Annotated in this window: 16 protein-coding genes and 1 pseudogene; 10 read left to right on the forward strand and 7 right to left on the reverse strand. The window is 59.6% G+C overall.

Annotation, left to right across the window (positions count from 1 at the left end):
* The first annotated feature begins 1 nt into the window (after window position 1).
* The 6 genes from ACYZT0_RS14985 (at window position 2) to phnE (ending at window position 5,804) form a co-directional block, all read left to right on the forward strand.
* Window positions 2-430, forward strand: coding sequence for a nuclear transport factor 2 family protein (locus tag ACYZT0_RS14985; RefSeq protein ID WP_462041903.1), 429 nt, complete (start codon window positions 2-4; stop codon window positions 428-430).
* A gap of 251 nt (window positions 431-681) precedes the next feature.
* Window positions 682-2,397, forward strand: coding sequence for an amidase (locus ACYZT0_RS14990; protein WP_462041904.1), 1,716 nt, complete (start codon window positions 682-684; stop codon window positions 2,395-2,397).
* A gap of 176 nt (window positions 2,398-2,573) precedes the next feature.
* On the forward strand, window positions 2,574-3,425 hold the full coding sequence (locus ACYZT0_RS14995) for a putative selenate ABC transporter substrate-binding protein (RefSeq protein ID WP_462041905.1): 852 nt from the start codon (window positions 2,574-2,576) through the stop codon (window positions 3,423-3,425).
* Complete coding sequence (locus tag ACYZT0_RS15000) at window positions 3,422-4,219, forward strand: phosphonate ABC transporter ATP-binding protein (RefSeq protein ID WP_462041906.1); 798 nt, start codon at window positions 3,422-3,424, stop codon at window positions 4,217-4,219. The genes ACYZT0_RS14995 and ACYZT0_RS15000 overlap by 4 nt, the downstream gene beginning before the upstream one ends.
* A complete protein-coding gene (locus ACYZT0_RS15005; protein ID WP_462041907.1) occupies window positions 4,213-5,040 on the forward strand; it encodes a PhnE/PtxC family ABC transporter permease in 828 nt (275 codons plus the stop codon). Before ACYZT0_RS15000 ends, ACYZT0_RS15005 begins: the two co-directional genes overlap by 7 nt.
* Window positions 5,037-5,804, forward strand: coding sequence for a phosphonate ABC transporter, permease protein PhnE (gene phnE / locus ACYZT0_RS15010; RefSeq protein WP_462041908.1), 768 nt, complete (start codon window positions 5,037-5,039; stop codon window positions 5,802-5,804). Before ACYZT0_RS15005 ends, phnE begins: the two co-directional genes overlap by 4 nt.
* Window positions 5,805-5,877: 73 nt before the next feature.
* Here the strand turns inward: phnE and ACYZT0_RS15015 are convergent, their stop codons facing one another.
* Window positions 5,878-6,267: a c-type cytochrome gene (locus tag ACYZT0_RS15015; protein ID WP_462041909.1), complete on the reverse strand. Its 390-nt coding sequence runs from the start codon at window positions 6,265-6,267 to the stop codon at window positions 5,878-5,880.
* Between the two features lie 109 nt (window positions 6,268-6,376).
* On the opposite strand from ACYZT0_RS15015, the gene ACYZT0_RS15020 reads away from it, so the two are divergent.
* Together ACYZT0_RS15020 and ACYZT0_RS15025 are read left to right on the forward strand one after the other, a co-directional pair.
* Window positions 6,377-6,667, forward strand: a complete 291-nt coding sequence (locus ACYZT0_RS15020; RefSeq protein ID WP_462041910.1) for a DUF7693 family protein — start codon at window positions 6,377-6,379, stop codon at window positions 6,665-6,667.
* A gap of 209 nt (window positions 6,668-6,876) precedes the next feature.
* Complete coding sequence (locus ACYZT0_RS15025) at window positions 6,877-7,737, forward strand: phosphotransferase (RefSeq protein ID WP_462041911.1); 861 nt, start codon at window positions 6,877-6,879, stop codon at window positions 7,735-7,737.
* 15 nt (window positions 7,738-7,752) lie between these two features.
* Here the strand turns inward: ACYZT0_RS15025 and ACYZT0_RS15030 are convergent, their stop codons facing one another.
* The 5 genes from ACYZT0_RS15030 to ACYZT0_RS15050 form a co-directional block, all read right to left on the reverse strand.
* Entirely contained in the window at window positions 7,753-8,211 is a 459-nt protein-coding gene (locus ACYZT0_RS15030) for a GNAT family N-acetyltransferase (protein ID WP_462041912.1), read from the reverse strand.
* Between the two features lie 140 nt (window positions 8,212-8,351).
* The gene (locus tag ACYZT0_RS15035; protein ID WP_462041913.1) at window positions 8,352-9,764 is read right to left on the reverse strand and encodes a purine-cytosine permease family protein; all 1,413 of its coding nucleotides are present in this window, start codon (window positions 9,762-9,764) and stop codon (window positions 8,352-8,354) included.
* Between the two features lie 143 nt (window positions 9,765-9,907).
* Window positions 9,908-11,176, reverse strand: a complete 1,269-nt coding sequence (locus ACYZT0_RS15040; protein WP_462041914.1) for an IS110 family RNA-guided transposase — start codon at window positions 11,174-11,176, stop codon at window positions 9,908-9,910.
* A gap of 319 nt (window positions 11,177-11,495) precedes the next feature.
* The gene (locus tag ACYZT0_RS15045) at window positions 11,496-13,355 is read right to left on the reverse strand and encodes an amidohydrolase (RefSeq protein ID WP_462041915.1); all 1,860 of its coding nucleotides are present in this window, start codon (window positions 13,353-13,355) and stop codon (window positions 11,496-11,498) included.
* A 151-nt stretch (window positions 13,356-13,506) separates the two neighbouring features.
* Window positions 13,507-14,529 carry a helix-turn-helix transcriptional regulator gene (locus ACYZT0_RS15050; protein WP_462041916.1) on the reverse strand — a complete coding sequence of 341 codons (1,023 nt, stop codon included), beginning with the start codon at window positions 14,527-14,529 and terminating at the stop codon, window positions 13,507-13,509.
* A gap of 159 nt (window positions 14,530-14,688) precedes the next feature.
* Here ACYZT0_RS15050 and ACYZT0_RS15055 point away from each other — a divergent pair, with 159 nt between their 5' ends.
* Window positions 14,689-15,096 carry a hypothetical protein gene (locus ACYZT0_RS15055; protein WP_462041917.1) on the forward strand — a complete coding sequence of 136 codons (408 nt, stop codon included), beginning with the start codon at window positions 14,689-14,691 and terminating at the stop codon, window positions 15,094-15,096.
* Window positions 15,097-15,185: 89 nt separating this feature from the next.
* A pseudogene (locus ACYZT0_RS15060) lies at window positions 15,186-15,380 on the forward strand (LysR family transcriptional regulator); the annotation flags it as partial.
* On the opposite strand, the gene ACYZT0_RS15065 reads toward ACYZT0_RS15060, so the two are convergent.
* Window positions 15,377-15,910 (reverse strand): cysteine hydrolase family protein, encoded by a 534-nt coding sequence (locus tag ACYZT0_RS15065; RefSeq protein WP_462041918.1) that lies wholly within the window; start codon window positions 15,908-15,910, stop codon window positions 15,377-15,379. The pseudogene ACYZT0_RS15060 and the gene ACYZT0_RS15065 overlap by 4 nt on opposite strands.
* Between the last annotated feature and the right edge of the window lie 5 nt (window positions 15,911-15,915).

A 15,915-nucleotide genomic window follows, 5' to 3' on the forward strand; every position in this document is an offset into this window, starting at 1 on the left:
AATGCCTGAACTGAAATTGCATCCCAAAGCCGCAGAATCCCTGAACCAATGGCATGAAATGATCAGCAAGCGTGACTTGAGCGCCTTGCCCGGTTTGCTGGACCCACAGGCAATATTCCGCTCCCCGATGGCTCACACGCCTTACCCGGGAGCGGCCGTGGTATCGATGATTCTCAACACGGTCATTGATGTATTTGAGGATTTTGTCTACCACCGGGAACTGTCGACGACCGACGGGCTGAACGTCTTCCTGGAGTTCAGCGCCAACGTCGGTGGAAAAGAGTTAAAGGGCATCGACATCATCCGGTTCAATGAACAAGGAAAAATCGTTGAATTTGAGGTGATGGTCCGTCCCTTGAGTGGCCTGCAAGCCTTAGGCGAGCAAATGGGACAACGCCTTGGCGCTTACCTGGCGGCCAGCAAAGCCTGATGACGTTGCATCGCCTTGGGCGAGCATTCATTCGCGCGCCTGCCCCACCTGCTAGTGTGCAAACCCCGGAGAACGGGTGACCGTTACACCGATGCCTCTGCTCCCTGCTTGGTGTTAAATAGAACGTGTAAAGCCGCGCAACGAGAACACCGATGAATACCCATTTTGAGACAAGTGATGCCCCTGAGCCCAGTACCCAGCGAGATGGAAACATTCACCCCCTCCCCCCATCAGCCGCCGGTGGTAACAGCATGATCGAGGTCACCGAGGTTTCCATTGCCGAACTGCGTGCCGCGCTCGAGTCTGGCCGAACCACTGCGGTTGAGCTTGTCCAGGCCTACCTCGCCAGGATCGATGCCTACGACGGACCCGACACGCCCACCGCCCTCAACGCGGTGGTGGTTCGAAACACCGAGGCGCTCAACGAGGCGCAGGCGTCCGATGCCCGTCGGGCCAAGGGCGAGACGCTGGGTCCGCTCGATGGCATTCCCTACACGGCCAAGGACAGTTATCTGGTGAAGGGGCTCACCGCCGCTTCGGGAAGTCCCGCGTTCGCGAACCTGAATGCTTATCGCGATGCGTTCACGATCGAACGGCTTCGCGCCGCGGGCGCGATCTGTCTGGGCAAGACCAATATGCCACCCATGGCAAACGGCGGCATGCAGCGCGGGGTCTACGGCCGTGCGGAGAGCCCGTACAACGGCGACTATCTCACCGCCCCTTTCGCATCAGGCTCATCGAACGGCGCCGGTACAGCCACCACCGCCAGTTTCGCGGCATTCGGCCTCGCGGAAGAAACCTGGTCGAGCGGACGCGGTCCTGCATCGAACAATGGTCTGTGTGCCTATACGCCTTCGCGCGGGGTCATCTCGGTGCGCGGGAACTGGCCGTTGACGCCAACGATGGACGTTGTCGTGCCGTACGCCAGAACTATGGCCGACCTCCTCGAGGTGCTCGACGTAGTGGTGGCGGATGATCCCGACACACGGGGCGACCTGTGGCGGATGCAACCCTGGGTGCCGATTCCGAGTGTCGCCTCGGTGCGTCCCGCCTCCTATGGGTCGCTTGCCGCGAATACTGATGCGCTCGCCGGAAAGCGATTTGGCGTTCCCCGTATGTACATCAACGCGGATCCGGATGCCGGTACGAGCGATACGCCTGGCATCGGTGGTCCGACGGGGCAGCGAATCGTCACCCGTCCTTCCGTGATCGGTCTCTGGGAAGCCGCTCGCCAGGCACTCGAAGCGGCCGGTGCGGAAGTGGTCGAAGTCGATTTCCCGTTGGTCTCCAATTGCGAAGGTGATCGTCCCGGTGCGCCGACCGTGTTTACTCGGGGCCTGGTGTCCAAAGAGTTCCTTCACCATGAGTTGTGGGACCTGTCGGCCTGGGCGTTCGATGATTTTCTGCGGGCCAATGGCGATCCCACGTTAAACCGCCTGGCCGATGTCGACGGACCGCTGATTTTCCCGCACGACCCGGGCACTCTCCCCAACCGGGAGGACGAGCTTGCCGCTGGCATGGGCGAGTACGTGAAGATGGCCGAGCGCGGCATCACACCGTGGGACCAGATCACCACGTTGCCTGACGGGCTGCGCGGACTTGAAAAGACGCGTCGCATCGATCTTGAAGACTGGATGGATCGGCTGGGGCTCGATGCGGTGATATTCCCGACGGTGGCCGACGTTGGGCCGGCGAATGCCGATGTCGACCCGAAGTCTGCGGATATCGCGTGGAGCAACGGTGTATGGGTCGCCAACGGCAATCTCGCCATCCGGCACCTGGGTGTTCCCACGGTCACCGTGCCGATGGGCGTCATGCCGGACATCGGTATGCCCGTCGGGCTGACATTTGCCGGCCGTGCCTATGACGATTCGACGCTGCTGCGCTTGGCGTCGGCATTCGAGTCAATTGGGACAAAACGATTAATCCCTCCTCGCACCCCGCTATTGTCGGGTGGCAAAAAGTAGCCATGGCGGGATTAGGGCATTACGCGCTCTAATCCCGCCCACTCACGGCAAAGCAGGCCAACGACGCAGGCGTTCATATAGACGCTGCGTTTCGTCTACCCTCAAAAAGCGCCATTCAGCAATCAGCGTGTGCCTAGCGCATCGACATTCTTGCGCTAATGAAACGGAGAACTTACATGCTCAAGCGTACCCTGGCATTGACCATCGGCTTAACCCTGTCTTTTTGTACCCTGCTGGCGCAGGCCGCCGACACCCTGAAAGTCAGCGCCATTCCTGATGAAGCGCCTACCGAACTGCTACGCAAGTTCAAGCCCCTGGGCCTCTATCTGGAACAACAATTAGGCATGAAGGTCGAGTTCGTGCCCGTTACCGACTATCCGGCCGTGGTCGAGGCGCTGGCCACCGACCGAATCGACCTGGCCTGGCTGGGTGGCTTCACGTTCGTGCAGGCACGCCTGAAAACCGGCAATGCCATTCCGCTGGTACAGCGCGAACAAGACGCCCAGTTCACCAGCAAGTTCATCACCGCCGACTCAACCATCAAGTCCCTCGCTGATCTCAAGGGCAAGACCTTCGCCTTCGGTTCGGTGTCATCCACTTCAGGTAGTCTCATGCCGCGCTATTTCATGCTGAAGGACGGCATCAAACCGGAAACGTACTTCAGTCGCGTGGGCTACTCCGGTGCCCATGACGCCACCGTCGCCTGGGTCCAGGCCGGTAAGGTAGACGCCGGGGTTCTGAACGCCAGCGTGTGGGAAAAACTGGTCGCCGCCGGCAAAGTCGACACCACCAAGGTCAGAGTGTTTGCTACCACCCCGGCCTACTACGACTACAACTGGACCGTGCGCGGGACGCTCGACCCGGCGCTGACGGCCAAGATAAAGGCAGCCTTCCTTGCTCTCGATCCGGCGAACCCGAAGGACAAGGAGATTCTGGATCTGCAGGCCGCCAGCCGATTCATCGAAACCAAACCTGAAAACTACAAGGGTATCGAGGAAGCCGCACGCGCCGCCGAACTGCTCAAATGACGTTGCGAATGACCCAGGTCAACCTTACCCACGCCAACGGCGTCCAGGCGCTGCGTGGCGTGGACCTGCACATCGGTGCAAGCGAACAGGTCGCCATCATCGGTCCGTCCGGCGCGGGTAAGTCGAGCCTGCTCAACCTGCTGGCCACCGCTCTGCGACCGGACAACGGCGAGCTGCAGGTGCTCGGCGAGCGACCCTGGCAGCTTTCTGCCCGTCAGCGTCAGCGTCTGCGCGCTCGCATCGGTCTGACACATCAATCGCCCCCCTTGCCACCGCGCCTGCGCGTGGTCACCGCGGTTCTGGCCGGAAAGCTGGGTCAGTGGGGTCTGGGCAAGAGCCTGCTGAACCTGCTGCACCCATTGGATATTCCGGGCGCACGCGCGGCATTGGCGAGGCTGGACCTGAGTGACAAGTTGTTCGCGCAATGCCGGCAGCTGTCGGGTGGGCAGCTACAGCGCGTGGGCATTGCCCGCGTGTTGTATCAAGCGCCCGAGGTGTTGCTGGCCGATGAGCCGGTATCGGCCATGGACCCGGTGCTCGCCGAGCACACGCTTTCGGTGCTCTGCCGCCATGCCCGAGAGCACAACGTCACTTTAGTCGCCAGCCTGCATGCGGTGGAACTGGCCCTGGTGCATTTTTCGCGCATCATCGGCCTGCGTGATGGACAGATCATGTTCGACCTGCCGGCCGGCGCTGTCGACCGCGAGCTACTCGACAAGCTCTACGCCAACGAACAGCTGCAAGCCTCGCCCATTCCTCCGGCACCCATGAGTGTGCAGATTCCCCGATGCTGACGCGCGATACCCGAGACCCCGCCTCCCGCCCCCGCCTGCTGCTCATTCTGCTGGCCCTTGCCCTGCTGTGGCCTGGCATCCACTACAGCGAGTTGGACCTGAGCGTACTGGTAGCAAGTGACAGTCAGAGCGAGATCGGCAAATTTGTCTCAGCCTTTTGGCCTCCGGCCCATGACGAGGCGTTCATTGAGCTGTTGTTACAAGCCACCCTGCAGACCCTGGCCATCGCCACGGCCGGCATGGCCCTGGCGTTACTTTTGGCAATCCCCGCCAGCCTGCTGGCCAGTCGGGCGCTGTCGCTGTCTGCTGCCTCCCGTGCCGGTCACCCGAGCTATTGGGGCCAACTGCTACGTTGGCCAGTACGCGGTTTACTGATCTTCCTGCGCAGCGTGCCGGAAATCGTCTGGGCCCTGCTGTTCGTGCGCGCCGTCGGCCTCGGCCCGACTGCCGGAGTCCTGGCGATTGCCATTACCTACAGCGGCATGCTGGGCAAGGTTTACGCAGAAATTTTCGAGTCGGTCGATCAGCGCCCGGCCCACGCGCTGCTGCAGGCCGGCAGTGGTCGGCTCGCGGCCTTTTGCTACGGGATCCTGCCCAATGTCGCTGCGGAGCTGCTGTCGTACACGGTGTACCGCTGGGAATGCGCTATCCGCGCCTCGGTGGTGATGGGCTTCGTCGGCGCCGGCGGTCTGGGCCAGCAAATGGATTTGTCGCTGCGCATGTTTGCCGGCGGTGAAGTGGCCAGTTTGTTATTGACCTTCCTCGTCCTGGTGCTGCTCGCCGATCAACTCAGCCGCCTGCTGCGTTGGAGGCTGGCATGAATCGCCTGTTCAACCTGGTATTGGTCCTGTGCATCGGCGCAGCGGTCGCCGCGTCGTTCACCTATCTGGGCATCGACCTCACCGAACTGGCTGACACCGGCAATCTGAACCAGATGGGTGCCTATGCGCAGCGTTTTCTCAGTCCGGACCTGAGCACTGGTCATCTGCAAGCCATCAGCCATGGCGCCCTGGAAACCATCGCCATGTCCGCCCTTGGCACCCTGCTCGCGGCGGTGCTCGGTCTGCTATTGGCATTGCCCGCGGCCGGGCGTTTCGGCTGGCCGCTGCAGAGCGCGTCGCGCCTTGTGCTCAACGCCCTGCGCGCGATTCCGGAACTGGTGTGGGCCGCGTTGATGGTCCTTGCCGCCGGGCTCGGTCCGAATGCCGGCACCCTGGCATTAGCCCTGCACACCACCGGCGTGCTCGGCCGCCTGTTCGCCGAAGCGCTGGAAAACACCCCACCAGAACCGGCCGAAGCTATCCGCCTGCAGGGCGCCAATGCCGTGTGGGCTTTCTGGTACGGCACACTGCCCAATCTATTGCCACAGCTACTGGCCTACATCCTGTACCGCTGGGAGAACAACATCCGCATGGCCAGCGTGCTCGGCTTCGTCGGCGCGGGTGGTTTGGGCCAGATGCTCTATGTCAGTCTCAGCCTGTTCCAGGAAGCTCAAGCCAGCACTATTATTTTGGCCATGCTGTTACTGGTATTGGCCGTCGATACGCTGAGCAGCTGGAGCCGTCAACGCTGGGTCAAGGCCTGACTGTTTGCGCAGAAGCAGCATCAGCTACCCAGTTCATCCACCATCAAATCAATGTAGCGCGCCGAACAAAGTCCTACTGCGGCTGAAACGTCTGAAGGTACGCCAACAGATTTTCGATCTTTTCCGAGTCGCTGAGCCCCCAGAAAATCATGCGCGTGCCAGGTACCACTGCTTTTGGATCTTCGAGGTACGCGGTCAGCGTTTCGCGGGTCCAGACGATGCCTGCTGATTTCATCGCGTCGGAATATTGGTAGTCCGTCGTGCTTCCAGAATGGCGTCCAAAAATGCCGTTGAGCTGCGGACCGAAAGAACCCCGTGCCGACTCCCCGACTTGATGGCAGCCACCGCATATTCGCTTGAACAGTGTCGCCCCCGCTTCAGCATCGCCGGCCGCGTGTGCTTGCGTGCTGAACAGCCCCGTACTGAGTACCAAGGCGAAGGTGAGTACGGCGGCTTTCTTCATGTAGGGTTCCAGATCAGTGGGTGTCCAGAGCAGAAGCTCGCGGAGATTTCACCATGATCGTCTATCCTGTGCACCCCGTTTCTACGCCACGAACTCACCGGAGACACCTGTGCCGCCCCTGACCGCCCGCGAGGTTTACCAGCCACTGCGCGACGCCGCGATGGGCATTCGCCCTTTGCTGCGCATCGAGGAACAATCCGAGCCCGGCCAGGTACAGGTCGATATCGAGGGCTGGCGCCTGACCCTCGACTTCGATGGCATCCGCCTGCGCCATAGCCGACGGTGCCAGAGCCCGGACGGCCGTGAGGGCCGTGAGGGCGTGTTCGAGAGTTGGCAACGTTACGGCACCGACCCGGTCAGCTTGCTCAGCACCTGGGAGCTGGGAGCTGGCGCAGATTGAGCGCTTGCTGACGGAACTCAAAAGCGCGGTTTGAGCGCCTTCCACTCCGGCTTGTAACGCTGCATCTGTTTCACGTCATCGCGCTGACGAACATGTCCAGGTCGAAATTCTCGGCATGCTAAGGGTCTGCGGGGTCCTGCCGATAACGACAAGGCGTCGCGCTCGTTGCCGCCGTTTTATGGACCCGAAAGCCTTAGCAGGGACTTTACATGCGCCACCTCAGACACCTTACTTCCCCTCTGAATCAGCAAAAGATCGCTGGCGTCACCTTCCATTTCGATCCGTCTGACCAGAACGAACTGGTGGCTGTGCTTCAGCGTTTTTTTGCCAAGCCGGATCAACATGCTTTGCTGGATATTCCCGAGGAAACCCGCTGCGTGTTCCTGCTCGAAGGTGAGCGCAAATGGGTGTTGAAACACAACCGCCTGATCCACTGGAAAAAGCAGTTGCAGAATTTCCTGGGCCTCAAGCGTGTGTTCGGGCTGCATGACCTGACCAACGAATTCATCAATCTGTCGGTGGTGTCCGCAAAGTCAGAATCGTCGCCCAGAGTGGCCGCATTCGGCCATGTCGGACGATTTCCGTTTCTCAAGGAAGAGTATTTGCTGGTCAGTTTTTTCGACAACCATTGCAGCGTCGATGAACGACTGATCGCCCAACCCGAACAGGCCGAAACGTTGCTGTTGGACATCTTCCAATTGTTTGGGCAGACGCTGGTCGAGGGCTTTGTTCACATGGACCCGCATCCCAAGAACATCTTGATTGGCCCCGATGGCAGGCTGCGCCTGATCGATTTCGAATGCTGTGCGCATTCGGTGCTGGATCACGACTTCAGCCTGGGCTTTCTGCTGGGTTATTTCTATCGCTTCTGGTTCAACACGTTCATATCGGTTGAACACTACAACGAGTGTTGTGAACGCTACCTGAAGCATCAGCACCCGGGATTGAGCCGTGAAGTTTTCCAGCCGGTGTATACGCGCTTTCGCGACCGTGATGTGTCACGGAGCACGCGTTACCGCATCCTCACGTGCCCCAAGGCCCAAGCTGCATTCCTGCAGGAGCTGATGTAACCGGCAGCCGATGGCTCAGCCTTGCTTCAAATCGAGGCAGTAGGTGTAGTAACCCGTATCGCGCACATAGCCCAAGGATTCGTACAAGCGTTGCGCGCCAACATTGTCCGTGGCCGTTTCCAGCACCATGCCTTTGGCACCGGTCAACAGCACAAAGGCTCGCGCGGTGTTCATCAGCAACGTGCCTACCCCTTGCCCTCGGGCGGCGGGTGTTGTGAAGAGGTCGCCAAGCAGCCAGGTGCGGTGTGCGTCGATGGAGGAGAACGTCGGGAACAACTGCACGAAACCCAGCGCTTCGCCGCGGGTGTCCTGGGCGTAGAAGATCGCGGATTCATCCTGGGCGATGCGCTCGGCGATAAACGCGCGAGACTGCGCCAGGTTTGACGGTTGGCCGTAAAAGCCTCGATAGGCGTCGAAAAGGCTGGCGATTTTATCGATGTGGGATGCGTCGGCGCGTAGGGCCTGGATGTCCATGGATGTCTTCTCCGTTCGAAAGCTGTCGAAAGCGCCTGAGGCTGATCAGCCTGAAAGTCTAGCACCGGTTATTCAATTGTCCCGGTCACTGGACAGCGCGCTCTCACACCCGGCGAAGAGTGTGAGAGTTGTTCCGGATCTCAGGCCTTTGAGCCCTGTTCAGGCAATACAGCAAGCGCTGAGGTCCTGGCCAGCAGGTAGTAGAGGATGCCCGGCACCACCAAACCTACAATCCAGGAAATATCGACACCGCCGAGTTGCGCGACCATCGGGCCGGAGTAGAAGTGAGTATCGACGAAGGGCAACTGGATCAATACGCCGATGACATACACGCTGATCCCGCGCATGTTCCAGCGGCCATATCGACCCGCCGGGTCAGACAGTGCCGGAATGTCATAGCGTTCCTTGTTAATGAAGTAGTAATCCACCAGATTGATCGCGCTCCACGGGGTGAAGAAGGTCAACAAAAACAGGATGAAGTACTTGAAGGTGTTGAGAAACGAGTACTGACCCAGCAGCGCGAGCGTGGTGGACGCCGTGACAATCACCAACACAAATACCATGCGCTGCCTGGCGGAGATCTCGAGACGACTGCGAAAGCCACTGATGATCGTGGCCACGCACATGAAGCTGCCATAAGCGTTGAGCGTCGACACCGTGACCTTGCCGAACACCACACTCAAGTACAACAGGGACGCCATCACACCGGTGCTGCCCAACCCGACGATGGTCGCCACTTCGTGACCGCGGAAGTTCGCACCGGCCAACGCTGCGGCGAATACCCCCAGCACCATGGACGCCTGGGCGCCCAGCACCGTTCCAAGCCCGACGGCAGTAAACGTCTTCCAGGACGAGGTCTTGCTCGGCAGGTAGCGTGAGTAGTCAGCCACATAAGGGCCAAAGGCGATCTGCCAGGACGCGGAAAGGGACACGGCCAGCAGGAAAGTGCTCCAGCCGAAGTGGCGGTTCTCCAGCAACAGGCCGATATCGTTGAGCGTCATCAACCGGGTAAACAGATAGACAAAGGCAATGATGCCCAGCACGCTGGCCACCCTGCCGACCACGTGGATAACCCGGTAACCGAAGATCGTCAGAAACGCGATGCAGGTGGCAAAAATCAGGATGCCGGCGCTGTCGCTGACATGGATCAACTGGGCAATGGCTTGCCCTGACAGTACCGCGCCGGTAGCGCTGAAGCCGAGGTACATCAGGCACACCAGCACAATCGGGATGGCCGCCCCATAGACCCCGAACTGCACACGACTGGAGATCATCTGCGGCAGCCCGAGCTTCGGCCCTTGCGCCGCATGCAGGGCAACCACCGCACCGCCGAGCACCTGACCGATCAGCAAGCCAATGAGTGACCAGAACACATCGCCGCCCAGCACCACGGCCAGTGCGCCGGTGACGATCGCCGTGATCTGCAGGTTGGCGCCGAGCCACAGGGTGAACTGGCTGTAGAGGCTGCCATGACGCTCGGCCTCGGGAATGTAATCGATCGAACGTGTCTCGATCAGGGGACTTCGCTGCTGACTATCGCTGACCTTGGTCATTTACGGGGTTCTCTTCTTATGGGCAGACGGCAATGTCTGGCAGTTAACGCAACCCATGTGGGAGCGAGCCTGCTCACGAAGGCGGCGTATCAGGCAGCCTGAATGTCGACTGATACACCGCCTTCACGCCCTGAGCCTTTCCGTCAACACGGTTTTGCTGTGTCCGGCTCGCTGGTCAACGGTGAGCCGTGCCGGAGCAAGGCTTGTAAATAAACCTTTTCGTCGTACACGGTGCTGCTCTTCCAGCACTGATAAACGATCCGGATCCACTTGAACGCCAGGGCCCTGAGGGCCGCTTGGTATGAGCAGCCTTTGGCCCTTTGCTGGCGATAATAAGCCTCTGCCCACACCGATTGATTGATGCTGTGTGCAGCCCACTCAACAAAGGTCTGGCGCAAAAAAGTTGCGCATTGATAGCGCCAGTGGACGACTTTTTTCTTGCCACTGCGTTCGGTGACCGGGGCAATCCCGGCATATCGCTGCACAGCACTGGCATCCTTGAAGCGATCACGCTGCTCACCAAAGGCGACCATCAACCGTGGTGCAAGCTGCTGTCCCGCGCCGGGCAAGGCCTTGAAGAGTCGATAGTCGGCCAGGGTGTTGGCAGTTTTTTCGATCTCCCGATCAAAATCTTTGATCGCCGTGATGACCCCTTTCAGTTGCGAGACCAGGGCCAGCACATACAGCGCTGAAGGACTGACCACGCCTGGATCTTCAGTCAACGGCATGGCTTTGGCGATCAATGCCAAACGCTGCTGATTGAGCTCAGCATGGCGAACATTATGCGCGTGAAGGAACTTCAAAACGCTGGCTGGCCGAGCGTGCTTAAGCACTTCAAATGTCGACCAGCGCGCCAAAAACTCACAGAAAACCAGCGTGTCATGGTCATGAAACAGCTCAAGAGCCAACGGATAATACTGTTTGAGCATGCAGACCAGACGATTGCTGATCTTGACCCGGTCATCGACCAACCCGCGGCGATGTTCGGTCAGGCTGGCGAGCGAACGCATGGCGGAGCTTTGCTGGACCAGTTGAGGAAACCGTTCGGGGTGATTCAGCAACAGCTCAAGCGCCCATTGAGCATCCGTTGGATCATCCTTGGCGCCACTGGGGACGAAGGTTTTACGGTGCCGGGCCAAGATGCTCGGATTGATCGGAAAGATACAAAAAAACTCATATTTTTGCAGAGCCGCTATCAGTGGCCCTTTGTTCAACTCCACGGCGATCGCGATCGGGCCACCGTAACGTTGATGCAGCGACTTGGCCCAGCGATCAATCGACTCGGGCTTGTGGTCGATGACCTCGAAACTCCGCTGCGCCTCTCCAGCAATCTGCAAACAGATGTCGTGCTTGGCGTCTGCCCAATCAATTCCGATATAAGCAGTGAAATTCTGAGACAGGAGCGTTTGCATGGAACACCTCCACAGGCGCTAAAGTACATGCAGGGACATGCATGCTTGCGTCCAGCGAAGGCGATATAGAGAGCCGTGTCGGGCTTTCCCTGAGAATTCGTTAGAGGGCGCAAGCGCACCTGTGGACTCGAAGGTGAAGGCGTAATCATCGAGTGCTGCGCGAGCATATTCGTAGCCCGCAGGTGCATGTTCCTTCCTCGCCGACAGCCAACTTCCAGCGAAGTCAGTATGGAAGAGAAAGGAACGGACTACCTATATCGCGAGCAGGCTCGCTCCCACAATAGATCGCGTTTAACTGACGGGCATTGGGGCAGACTTTTTATTGTTGTTGGGTTGCGGCTACTCGAACTGGCTGATCAAGACCTGCGAACGGCGCCTTGGCCCACACGACCTTGCCGCCGACCACAGTCAGCAGCACGTCATTGCGTGCCAGCTCATCCTCGGGCACTTGCATGAAGTTCTTGTCCAGGACGATCACGTCGGCGAACTTGCCGACCTCGACCGAACCGACGACAGCGTCCAGTTTCAGCTGCTCGGCGGCGTTCATGGTGATGGTGCGCAGCACTTCATTGCGCGACAGCGCCGGGTCGGCATTCAGCCTGCCCGCGTACTTGGGACCGTAGCTGTGTGGGTTCAGTGGATCGCCTGAGCGGGTGACCCCGACCTTCAGCGCGAGGAATTCGTCGAGCGGGTCGACGGGCCAGTCGCTGCCATACGCAACACGTCCGCCGGCACGCGCGATGCTGCCGGAGGGCTCCATGCGGGCAAAACGCGCAGGCCCGAGATGATCGCTGGTGCCGTCGACCGTGGACGGCGCCTGTTGGGCCCACTGGAAGGACATGTTGGCGGTCACATCGAGTGCCTTGAAGCGCGCATAGTCGGCGGGATCCACCGACTCGTTGTGCGTAATGGCTGGGCGGAAGCCATTGCCCGGCAGTTGCTGGCGCACGTATTCGATGCCGTTCAGTGAGTCACGCACCGCTCGATCGCCAGTGGCATGAAGGTGCGGATCGAGGCCGGCCTGGACGGCCTTCAGCAGCAACGGGTTGAGCACCTGTGGCGGGAAATACAGCTCACCGACATTCTTGCCTGGCGTCCATTTTGGCGTTGCATCGGTTCCGGCATTGCGCAGGTACGGCGTCAACATTGCCCCCGTGTCCGCCGGCGCGTTGATGATGCCATCCATGAACAATTTGACGTGGCGCATGCTCACGCCCGGCGCGGGTTTGGCTTCGCCCTGGTCGTAAGTCGTGGCCAATGCCTTGGCCTCGGCGATGGTTTTCGCCGGGTCTGCAGCCGCGGCGGCAGGGTCCAGTTTGATCGCCAGCAAGGCCCGGGCGGTCAGCTCGCCCGACTGCTGCAACGTGGTGAAAGCTTTGCCATTCTCCGGCCCCGACAAGGCATCGAAGAAACTGGTGATGCCTTGCTGACGCAGGGCGTCGAGCGCCGCGCGGGTCTGCTTGAGTTTCTCTGCATCGGTAGCTGGCGGCACCACCGAGGCCATGGCATCGGCAGCACCGTCTTCGCAAATACCGGTCGGGTTGCCGGCGCTGTCGCGCACGTACTTGCCATCCCCGGGATTGGCCGTGTGCTTGTTGATGCCAGCCACTTCCAGGCCGCGTGAGTTGGCCAGCACGGTATGGAAGTCGGTGGAACGAACCTGAATCGGTCGATGGGTCTTGAGCGCATCCAGCGTCGACTTGTCCGGGTCACCGTCAAGTCCGTCCATGCCTATGCGATCCCAACTGCCCACTTCCAGCCAGACATCGGGGCCTTTGCCTTTGTCGGCATCCAGGCATGCCTGAATGGTTTCCTGGAAAACCTTGCGGGTCATCGTCTGGTATTTTAGGTCGCACAGCGTCATGGCGCGGCCGCCGTCCCCCGGATGCATGTGCGCATCGATGAAGCCCGGCATCACCATGCGGCCCGCCAGATCAATCAGCTGCGTCTGCTTGCCGATGTACGAAGAAACGCCTTCATCGCTGCCGACATACACGATCTTCCCGCCCGTGACGGCGATCGCCTGCTGCACCGAATTCTGGCCGTCGACGGTGTAGACATAGCCGTTGCGCATCACCATGTCAGCGGGTGTCGAACCCTGGGTCTGACACCCCACCAGCGCCACGCAAGAAAATGCCGTTGTCGCGGCAACGGCGATAAATAGCCTGGAAAATTTCAAATGCCTCACCTCTGTTCTTATAGTTTTAGAAGTGCCCGAACAGACTGCCGTGCAAACCCCTGATATGCAGGGCATACCCTATAGAGCATGGGGGTCGGATGGACCTCCACAAATGAGGAGGGGTAAGGCGATTAATTGGAAATAGCGGGGGTTAATCGCGACGCGCTGCATCCGCAAGCGAGGTCGGTGAACGCAGGGCAGAACCCAGTTCCACCTTGCTCTTCACACCGAGCTGCAAGTAGCAGTTGCGCAAATAAGTGCGCACTGTCGCAGGGCTCAAGGCAAGGATCCTGGCAATTTCCTTATAAGAATGGCCCGCCGCGAACAGCATCGCGGCAGTGCGCTCGCGAGGCGCCAGCACCGCCCCGCGCGACTGTGTTTCGAGCGACAGGATGACATGCTCGGCGTTAGGGCTCAGTGTCAGCGCGCAGCGACCCAGGCGCATGACGCAAGGGGCCTTTTGCAGCTGCGCGATCACATCAACGGGAAGCATTGAACCACTCCACCCGGGCAACTCGCGCTGAATGGCGGCGCACAGACTTGCGCCCACGTACAGCAAACTGCCGTCCATACGCGCGACGCCGAAATCAGTCGCCCCGTTGCCCGTGTCGAAGCGGATCATGTCCTGCACCTGAAAGCGCCACAGCTGCAACAGATGATCGCAGAACGCCGAAAACAACCCGGCCTCGCTGTCAGTGAACGCCGCAGCATCACTGCCGCGGTAGAGGCAGACGAAGAACATCAAACCGCTTTCGGGCAATTCGAAGGTGATGCACATCAGGTGGTAGAGGTCGTGGCGCCGAGCGAACGCGTCCACTTCTTCATCCGGGTCGGTGAACCCGCTGTCGCGCACGACCTCGCCGGGTTGACTCAAGGTGTCATGGGAAAATCTGTCGTTACCCGCACTCTTGTGCCATTCGGCGGCAAACGATTCGGTCAGATTGATTCGTCCGTGCATCCAGCTTTTGGGCGGAGCATTGGCGCCTGATGCGGACATCTCGCCCCACCAGGCTGACGCGAAGGGCACCAACTGACGGAAGGCCTGCAGGCCGTCCGCGATGAATTGGGAGGCGCCGCGCTCTCGGGCAAGACGACCTAGCTGGAGCACGCACAGATTGAATGCTTTCAGCGTTGCCATCGACGTATTGGCGCCGACTTCGTCACCCTCCTCCATTGCTTTGATCCTGTTTGCTACATGGTGTATTAATTCGACGATGCCATAGCCGCGGTTATGGCGTCCAGCGCGATACAGCTATCCAGATAAAACCTTCGCCGAATTGAGAACTGAGTACGCTTGGGAGCCTCTGAAATCCCCCATTGAAAAGGAGTTCGAATGAAAACGGATTGGCAGCAAATTCGAGAAATGATGAACACTGTCATCGACAGCTGTGAGCAGATCGAAGCGGCGGGTTACTGCGAAGAACATCGCGCCGCGACCGTAGCTATCAAAGGCGTCGATTACTCCGTTCAGGAGTTCTTGATCAGTGCCTGGACACTGCCTGAGAACCTTCGCTATCAGATTATTCGTGAGCGGCATGAGGCCGGGAGTGACCTCCCTTACGTACCGGAAGCAGCTCGTATTCTGGTTGCCATGGCGCAGGCTTGCGCGGAGTTGGTCGGGGCTTACGACGTCGCTCCCGCCAAGAAAACCATTGAAGGGATGAATCATTGGTACAAGACGTATGCGGTGCCTCATGTGACGACAGCTATTAAGCGCGTAAAGAGCCAACCTGACGCGTAGCTTCAGAACCAGTGCCGATGAGGTGCTGGCAACTTGCTCCAAAAATGCATCACCCCAACCGCTGCTCGAAGGTACTGCGGACGTACTGTCTGTCGGGCCAGCATTTGGGCTTTCTGCCGCAGCACTATGCGGCGAAGCATGAACAGCTGGGTCAGCTACATCCGCTGAATCCTGAGCTGCTGCGCTATGAGGTCGGCTTTCATGCGGCGGTCAGGCATTCGGCGCGTCAGCGTGATGTGGTGAGCGCTTTTCTAGCGGAGTTGATCGACATCTTCGGCACTTAGATGCGGATTTCGCTGGTCGGGATAACGTCGATTCGGGAGATCGCACTCGTCAGCCGCGCCAGCGCAGTATTGTGCTCGGCGATGATGTCGTCGGCGGCCATGCTGCCGTTGTCGACGGTGGAATGGGCGTCAGCAGCAAGAACCACGTCGTACCCCAGTTTCAGCGCCTCACGCACGGTGGCGTTGACGCAATAATCGGTTTGCAGCCCGCAAATGATCAGGCGGGCAACGTCCTGTTTTTGAAGGAGTTGGCCCAGGTTGGTCTGGTAGAAAGAATCCGGCGTGGTTTTGCGAACGCGCAGGTCTTGGGGTGACGTTTCCAGCCCGTCAGCCAACTGCCAGCCTTCAGAACCGTGTTGCAGTAAGTCGCCCTCTTCTTCGTGCTGGATGAGGATGACCGGTATCTCGGCTTCTCGGGCTCGGACACTGAGGCCGTTGATGTTCTTGATGACGCGCTTGATCTCAAAACATTCGTACTCGCCAGTGCACAGGGCGCGCTGGACGTCGATGATCAGCAGTGCGGTAGCCATGGTTC

The sequence above is a fragment of the Pseudomonas sp. ZS1P83 genome, from assembly GCF_054897825.1.